20 protein-coding genes are annotated in these 19,908 nt (G+C 72.5%); 9 read left to right on the top strand and 11 right to left on the bottom strand.

Annotated elements, in window-relative coordinates; all coding sequences use genetic code 11:
- Nucleotides 1-192: 192 nt before the first annotated feature.
- From heR to AC162C_RS01320, 3 genes are read right to left on the bottom strand one after another with little or no spacing between them, the layout of a single operon-like run.
- On the bottom strand, nt 193-963 hold the full coding sequence (gene heR, locus AC162C_RS01330) for a heliorhodopsin HeR (RefSeq protein WP_484095978.1): 771 nt from the start codon (nt 961-963) through the stop codon (nt 193-195).
- Between the two features lie 54 nt (nt 964-1,017).
- A complete protein-coding gene (gene lysS / locus AC162C_RS01325) occupies nt 1,018-2,382 on the bottom strand; it encodes a lysine--tRNA ligase (RefSeq protein WP_484095977.1) in 1,365 nt (454 codons plus the stop codon).
- Nucleotides 2,383-2,394: 12 nt separating this feature from the next.
- Nucleotides 2,395-5,571 carry a BTAD domain-containing putative transcriptional regulator gene (locus AC162C_RS01320; protein WP_484095976.1) on the bottom strand — a complete coding sequence of 1,059 codons (3,177 nt, stop codon included), beginning with the start codon at nt 5,569-5,571 and terminating at the stop codon, nt 2,395-2,397.
- A 36-nt stretch (nt 5,572-5,607) separates the two neighbouring features.
- Between AC162C_RS01320 and AC162C_RS01315 the strand changes: the two genes are divergently transcribed.
- Together AC162C_RS01315 and AC162C_RS01310 are read left to right on the top strand one after the other, a co-directional pair.
- Entirely contained in the window at nt 5,608-6,102 is a 495-nt protein-coding gene (locus tag AC162C_RS01315) for a hypothetical protein (RefSeq protein WP_484095975.1), read from the top strand.
- Nucleotides 6,099-6,605: a hypothetical protein gene (locus AC162C_RS01310; protein WP_484095974.1), complete on the top strand. Its 507-nt coding sequence runs from the start codon at nt 6,099-6,101 to the stop codon at nt 6,603-6,605. The genes AC162C_RS01315 and AC162C_RS01310 overlap by 4 nt, the downstream gene beginning before the upstream one ends.
- Before the next feature lie 272 nt (nt 6,606-6,877).
- Here the strand turns inward: AC162C_RS01310 and greA are convergent, their stop codons facing one another.
- A complete protein-coding gene (greA, locus tag AC162C_RS01305; protein ID WP_484095973.1) occupies nt 6,878-7,354 on the bottom strand; it encodes a transcription elongation factor GreA in 477 nt (158 codons plus the stop codon).
- Nucleotides 7,355-7,468: 114 nt separating this feature from the next.
- Here greA and dusB point away from each other — a divergent pair, with 114 nt between their 5' ends.
- On the top strand, nt 7,469-8,527 hold the full coding sequence (gene dusB, locus AC162C_RS01300; RefSeq protein WP_484095972.1) for a tRNA dihydrouridine synthase DusB: 1,059 nt from the start codon (nt 7,469-7,471) through the stop codon (nt 8,525-8,527).
- A 22-nt stretch (nt 8,528-8,549) separates the two neighbouring features.
- Here the strand turns inward: dusB and AC162C_RS01295 are convergent, their stop codons facing one another.
- The 4 genes from AC162C_RS01295 to folK all read right to left on the bottom strand — a co-directional run bounded on the left by AC162C_RS01295 (nt 8,550) and on the right by folK (nt 11,355).
- Nucleotides 8,550-9,182, bottom strand: a complete 633-nt coding sequence (locus tag AC162C_RS01295) for a LysE family translocator (protein ID WP_462975258.1) — start codon at nt 9,180-9,182, stop codon at nt 8,550-8,552.
- Entirely contained in the window at nt 9,179-9,928 is a 750-nt protein-coding gene (locus tag AC162C_RS01290; RefSeq protein ID WP_484095971.1) for a type III pantothenate kinase, read from the bottom strand. The genes AC162C_RS01295 and AC162C_RS01290 overlap by 4 nt, the downstream gene beginning before the upstream one ends.
- 537 nt (nt 9,929-10,465) lie before the next feature.
- Nucleotides 10,466-10,834, bottom strand: coding sequence for a DUF2469 family protein (locus AC162C_RS01285; RefSeq protein WP_462975261.1), 369 nt, complete (start codon nt 10,832-10,834; stop codon nt 10,466-10,468).
- Nucleotides 10,835-10,875: 41 nt separating this feature from the next.
- The gene (gene folK, locus AC162C_RS01280; RefSeq protein ID WP_484095970.1) at nt 10,876-11,355 is read right to left on the bottom strand and encodes a 2-amino-4-hydroxy-6-hydroxymethyldihydropteridine diphosphokinase; all 480 of its coding nucleotides are present in this window, start codon (nt 11,353-11,355) and stop codon (nt 10,876-10,878) included.
- 70 nt (nt 11,356-11,425) lie between these two features.
- Between folK and AC162C_RS01275 the strand changes: the two genes are divergently transcribed.
- The gene (locus AC162C_RS01275; RefSeq protein WP_484095969.1) at nt 11,426-12,955 is read left to right on the top strand and encodes a S8 family peptidase; all 1,530 of its coding nucleotides are present in this window, start codon (nt 11,426-11,428) and stop codon (nt 12,953-12,955) included.
- On the opposite strand, the gene folB is transcribed toward AC162C_RS01275, so the two are convergent.
- Together folB and folP are read right to left on the bottom strand one after the other, a co-directional pair.
- Complete coding sequence (folB, locus tag AC162C_RS01270) at nt 12,936-13,307, bottom strand: dihydroneopterin aldolase (RefSeq protein ID WP_484095968.1); 372 nt, start codon at nt 13,305-13,307, stop codon at nt 12,936-12,938. The two genes, AC162C_RS01275 and folB, sit on opposite strands and share 20 nt — an antisense overlap.
- On the bottom strand, nt 13,304-14,083 hold the full coding sequence (gene folP / locus AC162C_RS01265; protein ID WP_484095967.1) for a dihydropteroate synthase: 780 nt from the start codon (nt 14,081-14,083) through the stop codon (nt 13,304-13,306). The genes folB and folP overlap by 4 nt, the downstream gene beginning before the upstream one ends.
- Before the next feature lie 57 nt (nt 14,084-14,140).
- Between folP and AC162C_RS01260 the strand changes: the two genes are divergently transcribed.
- Genes AC162C_RS01260 through AC162C_RS01240 form a run of 5 tightly spaced genes read left to right on the top strand, consistent with a single transcriptional unit; the run spans nt 14,141 to nt 18,387 of the window.
- The gene (locus AC162C_RS01260) at nt 14,141-15,073 is read left to right on the top strand and encodes a DUF4129 domain-containing protein (RefSeq protein WP_484095966.1); all 933 of its coding nucleotides are present in this window, start codon (nt 14,141-14,143) and stop codon (nt 15,071-15,073) included.
- Nucleotides 15,070-15,582 carry a hypothetical protein gene (locus tag AC162C_RS01255; protein WP_484095965.1) on the top strand — a complete coding sequence of 171 codons (513 nt, stop codon included), beginning with the start codon at nt 15,070-15,072 and terminating at the stop codon, nt 15,580-15,582. The genes AC162C_RS01260 and AC162C_RS01255 overlap by 4 nt, the downstream gene beginning before the upstream one ends.
- A complete protein-coding gene (locus AC162C_RS01250; RefSeq protein ID WP_462975268.1) occupies nt 15,582-16,544 on the top strand; it encodes an AAA family ATPase in 963 nt (320 codons plus the stop codon). The genes AC162C_RS01255 and AC162C_RS01250 overlap by 1 nt, the downstream gene beginning before the upstream one ends.
- Nucleotides 16,541-17,809 (top strand): DUF58 domain-containing protein, encoded by a 1,269-nt coding sequence (locus AC162C_RS01245; protein ID WP_484095964.1) that lies wholly within the window; start codon nt 16,541-16,543, stop codon nt 17,807-17,809. Before AC162C_RS01250 ends, AC162C_RS01245 begins: the two co-directional genes overlap by 4 nt.
- Nucleotides 17,810-17,862: 53 nt before the next feature.
- Nucleotides 17,863-18,387, top strand: coding sequence for a hypothetical protein (locus AC162C_RS01240; protein WP_484095963.1), 525 nt, complete (start codon nt 17,863-17,865; stop codon nt 18,385-18,387).
- A 60-nt stretch (nt 18,388-18,447) separates the two neighbouring features.
- Here the strand turns inward: AC162C_RS01240 and ftsH are convergent.
- A partial coding sequence (gene ftsH, locus AC162C_RS01235) for an ATP-dependent zinc metalloprotease FtsH (RefSeq protein WP_484095962.1) occupies nt 18,448-19,908 on the bottom strand: 1,461 nt, incomplete at its 5' end.

Raw genomic sequence — 19,908 nt, 5'->3', positions numbered from 1 at the left:
CCCTCGATCGAGAAGATCGGCGCCGCGATCGGCTGGGCACCGACGCGGACGCTCGACGACATCCTCGCCGACGTGCTCGCGTACGAGCGCGCGGCCGCTGCCTAGCCCCGCCGCGCCGTCGGCACGCGGGAGCGCCGGGCCGGGCGCCGGCACGCCGATCGAGACAGGCGGACGGCCGTGGAGGCAGCAGGTTCAGGGAGTCGTGTTCTCGAGCAGCACGTTCGCGAACACGAGCCACGCGAGCAGCGACTTCGCGGTGAGGCTGAGCACGAGGTAGCCCCACTCGCCAACGAGGTAGTCGCGCCACCGGCCGACCTTCCGGTACTGCAGCCACTGGTTGACGGCGAACGAGTTGAAGAGCGCGAAGAGCGAGAAGAAGATCACGTAGACGAAGGTCGGTGGGCCGTCACCCCGGTCGACGGAGAGGGCGATCTGCGTCGCGATCGCGACCCACGGGACGATCCCCGCGACGCAGCCGTAGACGAACGGGAGCCAGTCGGTCGGGCGCACGCGGTCGTTCGTCCGCTCCATGAGGTGGCCGAAGAGGATCATCGCGACGTTCGCGCCGGCGATCCCGATCAGCGCCGCGACGTCGGAGATGCCCGTGAGCATCGCGATCAGCAGCACCATGATCGTCGCCGACAGCGAGTACTCGATCCACCGCGCCACGTTCACGCCCCGGCCCAGGTTGCGCTCGTACCAGCGGTGCACCCCGGGCAGCGCGACCACGAGATGGTCGAGCGCCGCGAGCAGGAGGAATGCGGCCACCGCCGGCCCGAGCCGCGCCTCCCACAGGGTCTCCGGGTCGCCGATCGGCGTCACGCCGGGCGGGCCGTCGAGGAACGCCCCCGTCACCGGCAGCGAGAAGTCGTTCGAGAGCGCGAGGATCAGGACCGCCTGGGCCGCGTGGAGCGCGGCCAGGGCGAGGTTGCCGATTCGCAGCCGCCGTAGGCGTTCGTCCATGTGCCCACCGTACCGGGTCGGCACGGCTCACCCCCGGTCGACTGCGCTTCCCAGTCAGTCCTTCGCGGCGCGCAGCGCGGGGAACAGGACGACGTCACGGATCGTCTCGCGCCCCGTGAGCAGCATCGTCAGCCGGTCGATGCCGAGACCCAGCCCGCCGGTCGGAGGCATGCCGTACGAGAGCGCCTCGACGTAGTCCGGGTCACCGGGCTCGCCACCGACGTGCGCGGACTGGGCCTCGAACCGGGCGGCCTGGTCCGCGGCGTCGTTGATCTCGGTGAACGCGTTCCCCAGCTCCATCCCGCCCGCGAAGTACTCGAAGCGCTCGGTGAGGGTGGGGTCGTCGTCCGTCGCCCGCGCGAACGGCGAGATCTCGACCGGGTAGTCGTGGACGATCGTCGGCGCGACCAGCGTCGGCTCGACGAAGTGGCTGAACGCGTGGTCGACGAGCTGCGCCCAGTCCTTGTCGGCCTCCGTGTCGACGCCCTTGCCGACGAGCGCCGCACGGAGCTCGCCCTCGTCCCGGAGCCACAGCCCGTGCTCGGAGAGCGCGTCGACGAACCGCAACCGCCGCCAGGGAGCGCGGAGGTCGATGTCGCGCCCGCGGAAGCGGACCTCGGTCGTGCCGAGCACCTCGCGCGCGACCCGCTCCACGAGCGCCTCGATCCGCGCCATCGTGTCGCCGTAGTCCGCGTACGCCTCGTACCACTCGAGCATCGTGAACTCCGGCTGGTGCTTGTACGAGACGCTCTCGTTGCGAAAGTCCTTGCCGATCTCGTACACGCGCTCGAGCCCACCGACGATCAGCCGCTTGAGGTAGAGCTCCGTCGCGATCCGGAGGTAGAAGTCGGCCTCGAGCTCGTTGTGGTGCGTGACGAACGGCCTGGCGAACGCACCGCCGTAGCGGGGCTGCAGCACCGGCGTCTCCACCTCGACGAAGCCGTCCTCGTCGAGGCACCGCCGGATCGCGGTCACGATCCTCGCCCGGGCGACGAAGACGTCGCGGCTCTCCTCGTTCATCAGCAGGTCGAGGTAGCGCCGCCGGTACCGCTGCTCGACGTCCGTGAGCCCGTGGAACGTGTCGGGCAGCGGCTGGGTGTTCCGGGAGAGCAGCTCGAGCGCCTCCGCCGCGAGCGACGGCTCGCCGCGTCGCGACTTCGCCGGGCGACCCGTGACGCCGACCACGTCACCGAGGTGCACGTCGACGTCACCGGTGCGCGCCGTGTCGCAGATCACCTGGATCCGGCCGGAACGGTCGACGACGTCGAGGAAGACGAGCTTGCCCATGCCGCGGCGCGCCATCGCCCGACCGGCGATGCGCCGCGTCTCGGGCCCCTCGCCCCCCGCGTCGAGCGGCTCCGCCTCGGCGCGGACGGCGGCGATCTCGTCCCGGTCGGGGAAGCGCTTCGGCGCGGACATGACCGGGCCAGGTTACTCGTCGGGAGCGACGAGGCTCGAAGCGGGCCGGACGACCCGCGCGACGACTCCGCCCTCCGCGCTCATGATCGTCTTCGCCGTTCCCGCCGAGCGCACGCGCAGGATCGTCACGGGGCTCTCCGTGATGTCGCCGTTGCGGTCGAAGCCGAACGAACCGAGAAGACCGCCGCGGACCTTCGTCCGGAAGAGCTCCTCGACGACGGACGCGCGGGTGCCGTCCGAGCGAGCGACCGCATCGAGCAGCACCTCCGCAGCCTGAGCGGCGTAGACGGCCGACGGCTCGACCTCCCCGCCGGCCTGGGTGCGGCGGAATCGCTCGACCCACCGGGCACCGCCCACGGGAAGCCGCTCGGTGACGATCCCTGCGAGGCTGACGTACGTTCCGAGTGCCGCCCTCCCGGCCTGCTCGACGAGCAGCGAGAGCGGCGTCAGGCCGTCCGGGCCGATCACGTCGACCGAGCGGCCGAGCGTCGAGCGGAGATCGCGGATCACCCGAGCCGCGTTCGTGTCCAGGAGCCCTCCGACGAAGACGGCGGTCGCGCCGGACCGGGCGACTCGACGCGAGAGGCCGACGTAGTCCCTCGCCTGCGGATCCCAGCTCACGCGGCCGCGCACGTCGAGCCCGAGCCTCCGGGCCGCCGTCTCGAACCCGGTCGCCATCAGCACGCCGTACCCCGGCTCGCCGTCGTCGAGGACGAAGACCTTCTCGCGTCCGCGGTCCCGCGCCAGGAGCGCCAGTGCCGCACCCTGGAGGTCGTCGGTCGGGTACACGCGGACGTAGTTCCGGCGGCCGGTCGGGTAGAGGGCCGCAGGGAGCGTCGGATCGACACCCGGCCCGGCGCGCGTGAGGCCCACGAACGAGTTGAGCGGGGAGATCATCCCGAGCGGCCCACCCTCGGCCGTGTTGAGCGTCGGCAGCGCCGCAACCGCGCACGGCGAGTTGAGCGTCCCGATCACCCCGACGACATCGAGGTTGTCGACGTACGCGCGCGCGTTGGACGCGCACTTGGCCTCGTCGAAGAGGCCCGTGCGGGCGATCGAGTCGTCGCACGACTGGTACGCGACGTGGAAGCGGCCAGCACGGAAGCCTCGCTCACGCAGGACGAACGCGATCGCCTGCGCCATCTGCGTCGCCGTGACGCGGATCCCCCCTTGGAGCGGGAGATCCGAGACGATCAGCAGGTCCGACGCTCCGTTTCCCGAGATCACGGGCTCGCACACACCGGCGGACAGCGGGCGGACTCCGGCGACCTCCTCGCTCGTCGACGACGACTCCGGGCCGGCGGTGACCGTCACCCACACGGTCTCGCCGTCGAGGGCGATCGCGTGCGGAATGCCGCCGAGCGCGGTCGTGCCGGCGACCGTCGAGGTCTCCGCGTCGACGCGGGTCAGCGTTCCGCTGAGCGGGTTCACGACCCACACCGAGCCTTCCGCGGCGGCGACGTCCGCGATGCCGGGCGCGAGGCTCACGACTCCGAGCGACGGCGTCCTGCCGCCGCCGACGCGCCAGAGCGTCCCGTCCGTCGACGAGGAGACCCATACTGCGTCCTCTCCGACGGCGATGTCCGTGACCGAGGACGCAGGGATCTCGACGCGCGCGACCGGCCTCGCCGTGCGCTCGTCGAGAAGCGCCGCGGTGCCGTCGACGCCCAGCGCCCACACGCCGGCCCGTCCGGCGGCGACGGCGCCCGCGCGAACCGCGCGCGAGACCGCGGTGATCTCCCCCGTCGAAGGCTCGATCCGCGCGACGCCGTAGTCCGGCGTCACCGCCCAGACGGCATCCTCGGTGACCGCGAGGCGGTTGTCGGCGAGATTCGAGACGTCGCCCGACTCGTAGGGGAGCCGAACCTCGGCCCGTTCCGTACGCGTCGTCGGGTCGAGGCGGACGACGCTCGTCGCAACCGGCCCGACGAACTGGGCCCCCTCGAGCGGGCTCCCGTTCACCACCCAGAGCGCGTCCCCTCCGGCGGCAACGTCCAGGGGCGTCGCGCCCGTGGAGAAGGTCTCGACCACCCGCGATCCCTTCGAGAGCTGGAGGATCGTCTGCGCATCCGCGTCGACGACCCAGATCGTCCCCTCGGACGCGGCGATCGCGGCCGGCGTGCGCGCCGCCGAGATCCGGCCCCGGACCGAGCCCGTGGACGCGTCCACGGCGGCGACGTAGCTCCCGCCGGGCGCCGGTGCAACGGCCTCGTCGTCCCCGCGGCCGAGCGTCGCCCACGCAGCGAGCGCGGCGACCGCGAGCAGGCAGGCGAGCACGACGATCGCGGCAGCGGCCGCCGCCGTCCTTCGCTTCGGGCCGCGGCCGGCCGTGCGCGGTGCGGGAGCTCCGTCGAGGGCGGGGTCGTGCGCCAGGATCGCGCGCTGGAGACGCTGGAGCTCGGGCCCGGGCTCGAGGCCGAGCTCGCCGACCAGCGTGCGCCTGGCATCGGCGTAGACGTCGAGGGCGTCCGCCTGGCGACCCGACCGGTAGAGGGCGAGCATGAGCTGGCCGCGAAGGCGCTCGTCGAGCGGATGGAGCCGCACGAGCTCCCTGAGCTCGCCGACGATGTCGCCCGCGCGGCCGCAGGCGAGGTCCGCAGCGATCCGCGCCTCGAGCGCCGCGAGCCGCCGCGCCTCGAGGCGGGGGATCGCGTCGCGGGCGAATCGCTCGTTCTCGAGATCGGCGAGAGGGCGCCCCTTCCAGAGCGCGAGCGCAGCCCGCAAGGACTCGGCCGCAGCTTCCGCTTCACCGCGGTCGAGCTGCGTGCGGCCCGTCTCGAAGAGCTCCTCGAAGCGGTGGAGGTCGAGCCCTGCGGTGCCGAGCTCGGCCACGTACCCGGGCGAGCGCGTGACCAGGACGTCGTGGGGCTCGAGCTGCTTCCGAAGGCGAGAGACGTGCTGCTGGAGGGCGGTCTGGGCATCCTCGGGCCGATCGTCGCCCCAGAGCTCGTCGATCAGACGATCGGCAGAGACGACGGTGCCGGCATCGAGCAGGAGCATCGCGAGCACGCTCCGCTGCCTCGCTCCCCCGAGGCCGATCTCCCGCGCGCCGTCATGCGCCTCGAGCGGCCCGAGAACACGGAATTCGAGGCTCCCTGCCAGGGCGCGACCGTACCACGATCGATCAGCCGCCTGAAAGCCCGCTGACAGTGGCCTGCGAGGGGTCGGCTCCAGCCTTCCCAGGCACACGCGAACCGCGCGGAAGCGCGAGAAGGGAGGCCAGGATTGACGAAGCCGCTCGTAGCCCTCGTGATCGTCGGTGCCATCGCCGCAGGTGGCTGCGGCGGGAGCCCGGACGGGGCGTCCGAGTCACTGCAGACCGGTGTCTACGAGTGGGAGCTCAGCGACGAGTACCTGATCGACCACGGGATCCCGTCAGAGCGGGCCGTGAAGGAGTCGGGGCACCAGGAGATCACGCTCTGGAAGGACGGCACGTTCCTCGCGGCGTGGCGGACGGCCGACAACAGCACCGGCTCGTGCCGCGGCACGTACGACGAGGGCGACGACCGTCTCGTGACCTTCACGTGGACGAGCGGCTGCTTCGGCGACTGGGAGATGACGTACGCGGTCGACGGCGACACGGTGACCTGGAGGGACCAGAAGGCGCTCCCCCCGTACGACTCGGACGATGACCAGAACACCACGAAGGCATACAACGACGTCCCCTGGACGCGCGTCGGCGATGCGCCGTCCGAGGGGCAGGAACAGGAGGAACGATGAAACGCACGCTGATCACGCTGGCGGCGGTGGTCGCGGTGCTCGCATCGACGGCTGCAGCTGCAGACAGCTTCTCGGTGGAGTTCCAGGAGGCACGGAAGGCACTGAAGGTCTGTGGCCTGACGGTCGCGTGGACGCGCTCGGTCGAGCTCAAGATCTCCATCGTCGGGCACGGCCCCGATGGGATCGAGTACGTGTCCGTGCTCGGGGACATCACGGAGACGTTCACGAACAAGGCGGGGGAGACGGCGCGGTCGTTCGCGAACGTCCTCGAGAAGGACCTGCACGTGACCGAGAACCCCGACGGCACGCTCACCGCCCTCGAGCTCGCGACGGGGAACGCCACGCTGTACGGCCCCGACGGGAAGGCGATCGCCCGCGATCCGGGCCAGGTCCGCTACACGCTCTACATCGACGGGGACGACGTCACCTTCGGCGAGATCGTGAAGGACTCGACCGGCCGCAGCGACGACTTCTGCACCGCGCTCGTACAAGCCCTGAGCTGACGGGCGTTCGACCTCAGCGGCTCTCGCCGGGCGAGTTCTCTCCGCCGCCCGGCGAGAGCCCACAGCCGTGACGGCCGGAGGCCGGCTCCGCCGGCCGGGAGGGACACCCGGCCGCTGCACGAGATGAGCGTGCTCCGGGGCGGCGCTCGGCGGTCACGGCCGGAGGGGATCGTGCGCGAGCACGGACCCGGAAGGCCGGGGACGCCGAGCGTCGTCAGGGTAGGCCGGAGGCCGGCTCCGCCGGCCGGGAGGGACACCCGGCCGGTGCACGCTCAGGCGGCCTTGATCTCCATGATCTTGAACTTCAGCTTCCCGCCGCGGGGCGTCACGACCTCGACGGTCTCACCCTTCTTGCGCCCCATGATCGCCTTGCCCACCGGCGACTCGTTCGAGAGCTTCTGCTCGGCGGGGTTCGCCTCGGCAGAGCCCACGATGTGGTACTCGAACGTCTTCTTCGCGGCGACGTCGCGGAGGCGGACGACCGACCCGACCGAGACCACGCTCGTGTCGACGTGCTTGACGTCGATCACGCGCGCATTGGCGAGGCGGTCCTCGAGCTGGGCGATCTTGTGCTCGAGCATCGCCTGCTCGTTCTTCGCGTCGTCGTACTCGGCGTTCTCGGCGATCTCGCCGAACTCGCGGGCAACCCTGATCCGCTCCGCGACCTCGCGCCGCCGAGTCGTCGTCAGGTACTCGAGCTCCTCGGTGAGGGCCTGGTGCCCCTCCGGGGTGAGGATGACGTCCTTCACCGCTGCCGGTCCTCCGTGCGTATCGAGAGAACGCGGCGCCACGCGCCGCGCCGAGGGGGCATGGTAGCCAGGACAGGCGACGACGGCAACAGCGGTCGGCACTACCATTGACCCGTGGCCGTCGACCTTCGTGCATCGTGGTGGATCGGGGACGTCGAGATCCCCACGCGCCTCGTGCTCGCACCGATGGCGGGCGTCAGCGTCCAGGCGTTCCGCCGCCAGGGACGACGGTTCGGTGCCGGCCTCGTCTGCTCGGAGATGGTCTCGTCCGCGGGGATCGAGCACCGGAACGAGCGCACGCTCGGCTACCTGCGCGTCGCCTCCGACGAGCACCCCCTCGCGATCCAGCTCTTCGGCTCGGAGCCGGCCGCGATGGGCGAGGCGGCACGGATGGTCGCCGCCGCGGGCGCGGACATCGTCGACGTGAACTTCGGCTGCCCGGTGAAGAAGGTGACGAAGACGGGCGCCGGCGCGACGCTGCTGGAGGACCCCGAGCGGGCGACCGCGATCGTGGCGGCGATCGCCGACGCCGTCGACCTCCCGGTGAGCGTGAAGATGCGGCGGGGCCTCCGCAACGGCTCCCGCGACTGCCTCGCCGTCGCGCCGCACCTCGTGGAGGCGGGAGCGGCGTCGCTGACGCTGCACCCCCGCTCTGCCGAGCAGATGTACACGGGCACCGCCGACCACGCCCTCACCCGCGAGCTCGCAGCGCTCGTCGACGTCCCGGTCGTGGCGTCCGGCGACATCACCTCCCGCGCGCGCGCCGAAGCCGTGCTCGAGGAGACCGGCGCGGCGGCGGTGATGGTCGGACGCGGCGCCCAGGGGAACCCGTGGGCCCTGCGCGAGATCATCGGCGCTGAGACGGAGCCGCCCAGCCGGGAGGAGGTCGCAGCGGAGCTGATCCTCTTCGTCCGCGAGACGGTCCGGGAGCTCGGCGAGCGGAAGGCGGTCGGATTCCTCAAGAAGTTCTACGGCTGGTACCTCGGGCACGGACGCTTCCCGAAGGCGTTCAAGCAGGAGCTCGTGCTCCTCGACTCGACCGCCGAGGTCGAGCGCCGCCTGCTCGCGGCCGCGCCCGGTGCGCTGCCCCTCGTCGAGGCGCTCGAGGCGGACGTCCCGGCAGGCGACGAGGTCACGCTCGAGCTGCCCGTCTCGATCTACGGCGGCGGCTAGCGACCGACCGATCCGCGCCGCGTCAGGCCGCCTGGTGGCGTCCCGTGAGCGCCGCGAGGACGCCGAGCGCGAGGAAGATCGACCCCGACACGTACCGCTGTGCCCGCAGGAAGGCGCGGCTGCGGCGCAGCACCGTGCCGGCCGTCCCCGAGACGAGCGCCCACATCACGTCGCTCGCGAGCGCGATCACGATGAACACCGCACCGAGGACCGCGAGCTGCAGCCGCACCGCTCCGTCCCTGTCCACGAACTGCGGGAGGAACGCGAGGAAGAAGAGCGCCGTCTTCGGGTTGAGCACGTTCACGATCACGCCTTGGCGGTACGTACGGGCGAGCGTGACCTCGGGGCGGCGGCCGGCGACGGCGCCCTCCGGGGCGAGCAGGGTGCGGACCCCGAGGACGACGAGGTACACGGCGCCGGCGATCTTGACGACGGTGAACGCCTCGGCCGAGGCGACGAGCAGCGCGGAGAGGCCGGCGACGGCCGCCGCGACGTGCACGAGCCCGCCGCTCGCAACCCCGAACGCCGACACGACCCCGGCCCTCCGGCCTCGATGGACGCCCTGCGCCACGATGTAGAGCACGGCCGGCCCGGGGACGACGGCGAGGGCGAGCGACGCGAGCGCGAAGACGGCGAACGCCGTCGGGTCGATCACACGTTGCGCTCCCAGACGAGCCTGAGGCCGTCCAGGGTCAGGAACGGGTCGACGACCTCGACCACCGAGGAGTGCGGGACGACGAGCTCCGCCAGGCCACCGGTCGCGACCGCGCGCGCATCGACGCCGAGCTCTCCCCGGATCGCCGTGACGATCCCGTCGACCTGCCCGGCGAACCCGTACACGACGCCGGACTGGAGGCCGCCGACCGTCGTCTTCCCGATCACCGCCGGCGGCTCGACGTAGTCGATCTTGACGAGACGCGCTGCCCGCGCGAACAGCGCCTCCATCGACGTCTCGATCCCGGGGGCGATCACACCGCCCACGTACTCCCCCTCGGACGAGACGACGTCGAAGTTCGTCGAGGTGCCGAAGTCGACGACGATCACCGGCGCGCCGTACCGGTCCTTCGCCGCGACGGCGTTGACGATCCGGTCGGGACCGACCTCGCGCGGATCGTCGTAGCGGATGGGGACGCCCGTCCGCACACCGGGCCCGACGACGAGGATCGGCACGTGCGCCCACCGGGCCGCGAGCTCCTGCCACTCACGCACGAGCGCCGGCACCGTCGAGGCGAGGCAGATCGCGTCGACGGACTCGACGTCGAGCAGGCCGGAGAGGAGCACGCCGAGCTCGTCGCCCGTCCGTGTGCGCTCGGTCGCCACGCGCCAGTGGTCGATGAGACGGTCGCCGTCGTACAGACCGAGCACGGTCTGCGTGTTGCCGACGTCGACGGCGAGCAGCATGTGGCCGCGAGCCTACACCGTGTGTGACGGACGGGACCCCGGCCGAAGGGGGGCACATGACCGACTCCGCACTGTTCATCGGATGGGGCGCTCCGATCCCCGCCGCGAGCAGACGTCGACGACGGTCTTCGGCGAGGCGGTCGCGCCGTGGACGCTGGATCGCGACGGCGTGATCGAGAGCCGGGGGCGTACCTCGTCGAGCCACACGGTGGCGGCCTCGAGGGGCTCGTCCTCCTCCACGGCGACCGCGACGAGCGCGCACGGACGCGCGTGAGCGAGGAGGTGGGCCGCGTGCTGCAACGGGCCGCGGTGGTCGTCGATCGCGTCGGCTCGGTGGCGCGGCGACCGGTGCGCGCATCGAGCCCGAGACGGCCCGCTCCCTCGCGAACGCGGCCCGGCTCGGGGCGGCGCCACACCGCTGGAGGCAAACCCGCCCGTCGTGCCCACACCAGGAGATGCGGTGTGCGCCGGCCCGTCGCGCTCGACGTCGGACGGGCGCCCTCCCGTGTGACCCTGACGCGCCGGGCGACCGGCGCCCTAGAGGCTGTCGTCGTCGGACGACCGTGGCTCGCCGAGCCGGTCGGCGAGCTCCTCCGCGGTGAGCCGGGGCTCGTCCCCCTCTCCGCGCAGCTCCTCGACCGTGACGTCGCCGGAGGTGTAGACCTCGGCGCGCGGGATGATCCGCGTCGGCCGGTTCTTGTCCCACACCCACACGTCCTCCATCTGCGCGTGGAAGAAGGGGTAGCTCGCCTGCGGCGCGACCTTCAGGTCGAGGCGGTTGCAGAGGTAGGTCGCATCCTGCGTGAGCACGCAGTAGCGGAAGAGCGGGAAGACCGCCGTGTACTCCTTCTTGAGCTGGAGCTCGAGCTCGGCGTCGAACTCGTCGAGCTCGTCGAGATGGCTCATGCCGCGGAGTGTAGAGGCTCCCCGGGCGTGCGGAGCGTCGCTCACCGCGCCCGCCCGGCGTCCTCGTCGAGCGCGCCGAGCAGGTCGTCCACCCGCCCGCGGCCGGGGACGACGAGCCCCGGGTCGAGGTCGAGCAGCGGCTCGAGCGCGAAGCGGCGCTCGTGCAGCCGCGGGTGCGGGACGACGAGCCCCGGCTCGTCGACGACCTCGCCGCCGTACACGAGGAGGTCGAGGTCGATCGTCCTCGGGCCGTAGCGCTCGGCTCCGCGTACCCGCCCGAGCGCCCGCTCGACCTCGAGCAGCACGTCGAGCAACGCGCGCGGCGCGAGCGTCGTGTCGACGGCGCAGGCGGCGTTCAGGAAGCGCGGCTGGTCGAGGACGCCGACGGGCTCCGTCTCCCGGACGGCCGAGACCGCGACCACGTCGATGCCGTCGTGCTCGCCGAGCAGCTCGACGGCACGATGCAGCGCGGCGTCGCGGTCGCCGAGGTTCGCGCCGAGGCCGACGAAGGCGCGTGGCACGTGCCGACCTTAACGATCGGTTCACCGATCCCTTGCACACACTTCTCGATCCAGGGCGTACGGTGCGCTCATGCTCGTCTCGGTCGCGGCACTCCTCTCCTCGCTGGTGGCCGCCGTCACCGGATCGCCCAACCGTGACGCGATGCTCGTCGTCCTCGAGCCCGGTGCGGCGTGCACCGAGGCGGCCACCCTGTCGGCGGCGGGCGCGACGCTCGCCGTCCCGGAGATGCGCCTGTGGCGCCTCGGGCCCGACGTCGATCCGTCGGTGCTCGACGACCTCGAGCGACGCGGCCTCGTCCACCTCGCCTCACCGGTTCGCGAGAACGTCGGAACCCTCTCCGCGAGTGTGGTCCCCGACCCCCTCTCGGCGGACGAGTGGTGGCGCGTCGCGATCGGCGTCGACGGCCTCGAGCCGCCCGGCCCGGGTGTCCCGATCACGATCGTCGACTCCGGCCTCGACGTGTTCCACCCGGAGTTCGCCGGACGACCCAACACGGAGACGCTGAACCCGCAGGAGCCACAGCCGCTCGGCGGCGAGCACGGCACGATGGTCAGCTCCGTGGTCGCCGCGCCCGCGAACGGGCAGGGCGTCGTCGGCATCTACCCCGAGGCGGTGCTCCGCTCCTGGGATGCCGCCCGCGGTCAGGGGACGAAGCTCGATACGTTCGAGATCGTCCAGGGGATCATCGAGGCGGCACGGCGCGGCCCCGGCGTGATCAACCTCTCGCTCGGCGGTAGCGATCGCGATCCCGTCGTCGAGCAGGCCGTGATGCAGGCCGTCCGCGGCGGCTCGCTCGTGGTCGCGGCCTCGGGCAACGACGGCGAGGTCGGCAGCCCGCTCGGATACCCCGCCGTGCTGCCGCACGTCCTCACCGTCGCCGCCACGGACCGCACCGACCAGGTGGCCTCGTTCTCGAGCCGCTCGCCGTACGTCGACCTCGCCGCCCCCGGAGACGACATCCTCGTGGCGTCGGCGCTCAACAACGGCTGGCAGTCGGCCTCGGGGACGAGCTTCTCGGCCCCGCTCGTCTCGGGCGCCGCCGCCTGGGTCTGGACCGTGCGCCCCGACCTCGACGCGACCCAGGTCTTCGAGGTGCTCCGCCGCTCAGCACGCGACATCGGCAAGCCCGGGAAGGACTACGCGAGCGGATTCGGCCTCCTCGACGTGCGCAGCGCGCTCGCGTACCCGGCGCCGATCCGCGACCCGCTCGAGCCGAACGACGACCTCGCTCTCGTCGACCCGTCGAGCCCCGACGCCGTGGGCGTGCCGGCGCTGACCACCCGCTCCCGCACGAGCACGTCGATCCGCGCACGCTACGACCTCGTCGAGGACCCCCGCGACGTCTACCGCGTCTGGGTGCCGAAGGGGCGGACGCTCGTCGCGAAGACGGGCGGCGCCGACGTCGACCTCTCGCTGTGGCGGGCCGGGACGCTCAGCGTGAAGTCCGCGACGGGACGACTCGCGCACAGCGCCACCCGCGGCACGACGGAGACGCTGCGCTACGCGAACACCGCCGGGGGCCGGTACCTGTACCTCGACGTCAACCCGCGGCGGGGCACGCTCACCGGGGCGTACACGCTCACCGTCCGTCTTCGCTGACGCGCTCGACGACGACGGCGGAGTGCGTCACCGGCAGGGCGAGCAGCACGTCGGGCTTCCGCACCCTGACGCGCACGCGCCGCACGGGGAGCGACTCCAGGAGCGCGTCCGCGATCGACGTCGTCAGCGCCTCGAGCAGCTGGTACCGGGTCGCGTCGAACACCTCCTGCACGATGTCGACGACGTGCCGGTAGTCCACCGCGTCGCCGAGACGATCGCTCGTCCCGGCCCGGGCGTCGCTCGGCTCGACCTCCACGTCGACGAGGAACCGCTGGCCGTTGCGGCGCTCCTCCTCGAGGACGCCGTGGTACCCGTGCAGCTCCAGCCCGACGAGCTCGATCGTCAGCGTCATCGGATCGCCCCGTGCTCGATCGCGGCGGCGACGGTGAGCGCCTCGACATGGCGGCGGACGTCGTGCACCCGGAAGATCGAAGCGCCACGGTCGAAGGCTGCGATCGCCGCGCCCACCGACGCGTCGTCCGTCCCCACCCGCGCGTCGGGATCGCCGAGCACCTTCCCGAGCGTGCTCTTCCGCGAGAGACCGACGAGCACGGGCCGGCCGAGCGAGGCGATCCTCGGGAGGCCGCGGACGAGCTCGAGGTTCTGATCGGGCGTCTTGCCGAAGCCGATCCCGGGATCGAGGCAGACCCGTTCCTCGTCCACGCCTGCCGCCACGGCGAACGCGAGCCGCTCCTCCAGGAAGGCCGTCACGGTGTCGACGACGTCGTCGTACGCCGGCGCGTCCTGCATCGTGCGAGGCTGTCCCTGCATGTGCATCAGACAGAGATACGCCCCGCTCTCGGCGACGACCTGTGCGAGCTCGGGGTCCCCCCGGAGCGCCGTGACGTCGTTCACGAGCTCGGCGCCGAGCGCGAGCGCGCGCCGGGCGACCTCCGCCTTCGTGGTGTCGATCGACACCGGGGCGCCCCGGAGGCGCTCGAGGACCGGGATCACGCGCCGGAGCTCCTCATCGAGCGCGATGCCGTCGGCGCCGGGTCGTGTCGACTCGCCGCCCACGTCGACCAGGGCCGCGCCGTCCTCGAGCATGTCGCGTGCGTGCGCGACGGCCGCTTCCGGGTCGACGTGGAGGCCGCCGTCGGAGAAGCTGTCCGGCGTGACGTTGAGCACACCGACAACCGAGGGCCGCGGCAAACGTTCTGCGAGCACCGGACGTCTCATCTGACGGTGGACGGTAGCGCCATTCGCAGGGCCGGACGCCGTCCAGCGCTCGTCGCGCTCGTCGTCCTCGCGCTGCTCGCGGCCGTCGCGATCGCCGCCGGCGGCCCGGCGCCGACGGGATCGGGCGGGACCCGCAGGCCTGCCGACTGGATGCTCGACATCGGCGTCAGCCTGTTCGTCGTGCTCATGGCGTTCGGGGCCGTGCTGTGGATCGCACTCGCGATCTTCGCGCCGTCGGCCGTGTCGAACCCGGCGCAGCTGCGCGCAGAGCGGCGGCGTCGGTCGATCGCGTCCGTCGCCTACTTCCTCGTCCTCGCCCTGCTCGCGCTCGTGATCAGCCGGATCACCGGGGACGACGGCTCGCAGGCCACGAACGACCTCCCGCTGGGAGACGCCCCGGCGCAGAACCCGCTGGAGGAGGACGAGCCGTATCGCCCACGGTTCGCAACCGTCCCGGTCCTCGTCACCCTCGTCCTCGTGACGATCGCCGTGACGGCGGGCGTCGTCGCGTTCCGGAGCCGTCGGACGCCGGCCGAGGACGACGCGGCGGCCCTCGCAGGCGCGCTCGCGGACGTCCTCGACGACACGCTCGACGACATCCGCGCCGAGCAGGACGCGCGCCGCGCCGTCGTCGTCGCCTACGGCCGATTCGAGCGCGTGCTCGCCTGGTACGGAGCCCCACGCCGTCCTTCCGAGGCGCCCGACGAGTACCTCGAGCGCATCCTGCTCGACCTCGAGGTCCCCCGAAAGGCCGTGACCCGCTTGACGGCGCTGTTCACGGAGGCCAAGTTCTCCCAACACGATGTGGACGCCGCCATGAAGGACGAGGCGATCGATGCGCTCGAGACGACCCGAGAGGCCCTCCGGGCCGTCGACGAGCGTGAGCAGGCAGCGCGGCGGGCGGCGTTCGCGGCGGCGATCGACGGTGGGAGCAGATGAGGAGGCGGGCTCTCCGCGCCGCCGGCGTGGCGCTCGTGCCGACGCTGGCGCTCGTCGTCGCGATCGGCCTGTACCCCGGTCGGGCCGCGCTGATCGTCCACCTCTGGCTGCTGGCGATCGTCGCGATCGCGCTCGCGACCGCCGTCGTGTCGCTCCGCTCCGCCTACCCCGACGTCCGCTCCGCCTTCGACGTCGGCCGAGCGCCACAGGCGACCCCACCGCACCTCGGGGGGCTCGACCGGGCCGAGCGCGACGTCGCGCTGTCGATGGCGTCCGCGTACGACGCCCATCTCCGGCTCCGACCCGCGCTCCGGGAGATCGCGACCGAGCTCCTCTCCGTCCGTCGCGGCATCGACCTCGCGCGCAGCCCCGAGCGGGCGCGACGCCTCCTCGGCGAGGAGACGTGGGCGCTCGTGCGTCCGGGCGAGGGCGTCCCGCAGCGTCGGGACGGCGGCGGGGTCACGACCGCCGAGCTCGACCGGGTGCTCGACGCGCTGGAGCGCCTGTGATGACGCTCGACGACGTCCGGGCGCAGTCGGATCGGATCCTCGACGAGGTCGGGCGGGCGGTGATCGGGAAGCGTGGGGCGCTCCGACTCGTGCTCATGGGCCTGCTCGCGGACGGCCACGTCCTGCTCGAGGACGTCCCCGGGCTCGCGAAGACGCTCGCCGCCCGCTCCTTCGCGACGGTCACCGGGCTGCGGTTCGCGCGCGTGCAGTTCACGCCGGACCTGCTCCCGTCGGACGTCACCGGATCGTCGATCTGGAACCAGCGCGACGGCGACTTCGAGTTCCGCCCCGGGCCGGTGTTCACGAACCTCCTCCTCGCCGACGAGATCAACCGCGCGCCTCCGAAGACACAGGCCGCACTGCTCGAGGCGATGCAGGAACGGCAGGTGACGGTGGACGGCGTGACCCACCGTCTCGAGCACCCGTTCCTCGTGCTCGCCACGCAGAACCCGATCGAGTACGAGGGGACGTACCCCCTGCCGGAGGCCCAGGTCGACCGGTTCCTGCTGCGCACCGCCTTCGGCTACCCGAGCGCCGAGGACGAGTGGGAGGTGCTCGCCCGCCGGATCGAGCGGCGCTCGGACGAGGTCGCCCTCGAGAGCGTCGTCGACCGCGAGGCGCTCGGCGCGATGCAGCGCGCGATCGAGGACGTCTACGTCGCACCCACCGTCGGGCAGTACGCGGTGGCGCTCGTGACCGCGACGCGGGAGAGCCCGAGCACGTCCGTGGGCTCCAGTCCCCGCGGGAGCCTGGCGCTGCTCAAGCTGTCGCGCTGCCACGCGGCCCTCGAGGGTCGGGACTACGTGACGCCGGACGACGTGAAGGCGATCGCGGTCCCCGCACTGGCCCACCGCCTCGTGCTCCGGCCCGAGCTCTGGGTACAGCGGCGCTCGGGCGTCGACGTCGTCGAGGAGGTGCTCGACACGGTGCCGACGCCTGCAGCCGAGACCTCCGAGCCGTGACGCCGCGGCCGACGCCGCGGCTCACCGCGTACGCGACCATCGTCGCGCTGGGGCTGCTCGGAGCGCTCGCGGCCCGTCGTGCGGAGCTCGCGGTCGCCGTCGTCCCCTTCGCGCTCGTGCTCGCGCTCGGGCTGACGCGCCGGCCGCCGTCCGTGCGGGTCGGGTTCGCCGTCGACACGGATCGCGCCCTGGAGGACGAGGACGTCCCGGCCACCGTCGACCTCGATTCCGACGGCGGAGTCGCCCGGGCGGAGGTGCGTCTCGTCGTGCCTCCGGGGGTGGAGGTCGTCGACGACACGCTGCCCGTCGCGCTCTCGCTGCAGGCCGGCGAGAGCCGCGAGCTGCCGATCGCGCTCCGGGCGCGCTGGGGGTCGTGGACGATCGGAGACCTCCGCGTCCGGGCGCGAGACCGCCTCGGCGTCCTCACCTGGGAGCGGAGGGTCGCCCGCCCCCATGCGATCCGCGTCTATCCGCAGCCGGAGCGGCTCCGACGACTCCTGGCCCCGGCCCAGACGCAGGTGACGACGGGCAACGAGACCTCCCGGGCGCGCGCCGACGGGCTCGAGTTCGCCGACACGCGACCGTTCGTCCCGGGAGATCGACTGCGATCCGTGAACTGGAGGGCGACCGCGCGACGCGGAACGCTGGTGGTCAACGAGCGCCATCCCGACCGGAACGCCGACGTCGTGCTGCTGCTCGACAGCTTCGTCGACGTCGGCGACGAACGCGACGGCGCACTCGGGCGCAGCGTCCGGGCGGCGGCGACGCTGGCCGACCGGTACCTCGCCCGCCGCGATCGTGTCGGCCTCGTCAGCTTCGGAGGGACGCTCAGGTGGCTCGAGCCCGGCAGTGGGCCCGTCCAGCGCTACCTGCTCGTCGACGCGCTGCTCGAGACACAGGTGCACTTCAGCTACGCGTGGAAGGACGTCAACGTGATCCCGGCGCGCACGTTGCCGCCGCACGCGCTCGTGATCGCGATCTCGCCGCTCCTCGACGAGCGTGCGGTCGCCGCGATGCTCGACCTCCGCGCCCGAGGCCACGACCTCGCGGTCGTCGAGCTCGCGCCCGAGGCGTTCCTCGAGCCGGGAAGCGACGAGATCGACCGGCTCGCGTGGCGCCTGTGGCAGCTGCGCCGCACCGCCGTGCGCGAGCGCCTCCGGGGGATGGGCGTCGCAGTCGCCCGGTGGGACGACGAGACCGGCCTCGAGACGACGTTCGAGGAGGTGAGGGCATACCGTCGTCACGCAACGCTCGCGCGTCGCTGATCGCCGGCGGCGCGGCGGCCGCGACCGCGGCCGGGCTCGCGACGTGGATCACGGTGCGTGCCGAGACGGACGCGGTCGCCGAGACGGTCGGTGCGCTCGGGGCGCTCGCGACGGCCGCGCTGATCGTCGGGCTGCTGGCGCGCGTGCCGGCGGTCGTCGGCGCCTGCGCCGTCGCCCTCGGGTGCGGGTACGCGCTCGTCGTCGTCGTCGACGGCGCCGGCATCGACCGGGGCGCGCCGCTCGTCGGCGCCCTGCTGTTGCTCGTCTGCGAGCTCGGCTACTGGTCGCACGAGATCCGGACGACCTCGCCCGACGAGCCGGGGGCGCGGGCGCGTCACGTCGCGTGGCTCTGCGCGCTCGTGCTCGGAACGCTCGCGGCCGGCGTCGCGCTCGAGGTGATCGCCGAGCTCGTACGGGTCGAGGGCGTCGCCACGGACGTGCTCGGTGCGGCCGCGGCCGTCGCGGCATTCGTGCTGCTCGTGCGGCTCGGGACGTCGGTCGGGCTCGTTCCGCGCCGCGTGCGGGGAGCGCACACGGAGGGCGAGCGCCCGGAGGAGCGACCGTGGCGGGGCGCCTAGGCCGCGCGCCGAGGGCACGTACCGGCTGAACGACGCCGGGAGCGCACTGACGACGGGCCGCTAGCCGGCGGCCGGATCGGGCGGCGGAGGCTGCATCGCGGCGCCCGGGATCGGGCGGGGAGTCGGCTTCATGACCGGCTTCTTGCTCGGCTCCGGCTCCGGCTCCGCGACGACCTCCTGCGGCGGCTCGGCGAACACGGACTCCTCCGCCTCGCCGGCGAGCAGGCGCTCGAACTGCTCCTTGTCGATCGTCTCCCGCTCGATGAGGATCACCGACAGCTGGTGCAGCTCGTCCATGTGCTCGCGGAGCAGCGTCGTCGCCGTGTCGTGCGCCTCCTCGATCACCCGCCGGATCTCGTCGTCGATCTGCTTCGCGATCTCGTCGGAGTAGTCGGGCTCGGCCGACATCTCGCGGCCGAGGAACGGCATGTCGGCGTTCCGGCCGAGGACCCGCGGCCCGAGCTTCTCGCTCATGCCGAACCGCATCACCATCTGCTTCGCCGTGTGCGTGACCTTCTCGAGGTCGTTCGCCGCACCGGTCGTCACCTCGTGGAACACGAGCTCCTCGGCGGCGCGCCCGCCGAGCGTCATCGACATCTGATCCATCAGCGCGCCCCTCGTCGTCAGGTAGCGATCCTCGCTCGGCAGCGAGATCGTGTACCCGAGCGCCTGGCCGCGGCTGACGATCGAGATCTTGTGCACCTCGTCCGTCTCCTCGAGGTAGAAGCCGACGAGCGCATGGCCCATCTCGTGGTACGCGGTGATCTTCCGCTCCTTCTCCGAGAAGAGGCGGGACTTCTTCTCGGGCCCGGCGATCACGCGCATGATCCCCTCTTCGAACTCGTCCTGCGCGATGGTCTTGTTGCCGCGCCGCGCAGCCAGCAGGGCCGCCTCGTTGATCACGTTCGCGAGGTCCGCTCCCGTGAAGCCCGGGGTCGCCGCGGCGAGCGTGTCGAGGTCGATCTCCTTGTCGAGCGGCTTGCCCTTGGCGTGCACCTCGAGGATGTGGCGCCGCCCGTTGCGATCCGGCCGGTCGACGACGATCTGCCGGTCGAAGCGACCGGGCCGCAGCAACGCCGGGTCGAGGATGTCGGGCCGGTTCGTGGCGGCGATGAGGATGATGTTGTCCTTCAGCTCGAACCCGTCCATCTCGACGAGCAGCTGGTTCAGCGTCTGCTCGCGCTCGTCATGCCCACCGCCGAGGCCAGCGCCACGATGGCGGCCCACGGCGTCGATCTCGTCGATGAAGATGATGCACGGCGCGTGCTTCTTCGCCTGCTCGAACATGTCGCGCACGCGCGACGCGCCGACACCCACGAACATCTCGACGAAGTCCGACCCGGACATCGAGAAGAAGGGGCGTCCGGCCTCGCCCGCCACGGCGCGGGCGAGCAGGGTCTTGCCCGTGCCCGGCGGCCCGACCAGCAGCATGCCGCGGGGCATTCGCGCGCCGAGTCGCGCCGTCTCCTGGGGATCGCGCAGGAATCCGACGATTTCCTGCAGCTCGGACTTCGCTTCTTC

The sequence above is a fragment of the Gaiella sp. genome, from assembly GCF_057140465.1.
The sequence above is the reverse complement of the archived record's forward strand: the minus strand, read 5'-3'. Positions and strand labels throughout refer to the sequence as shown.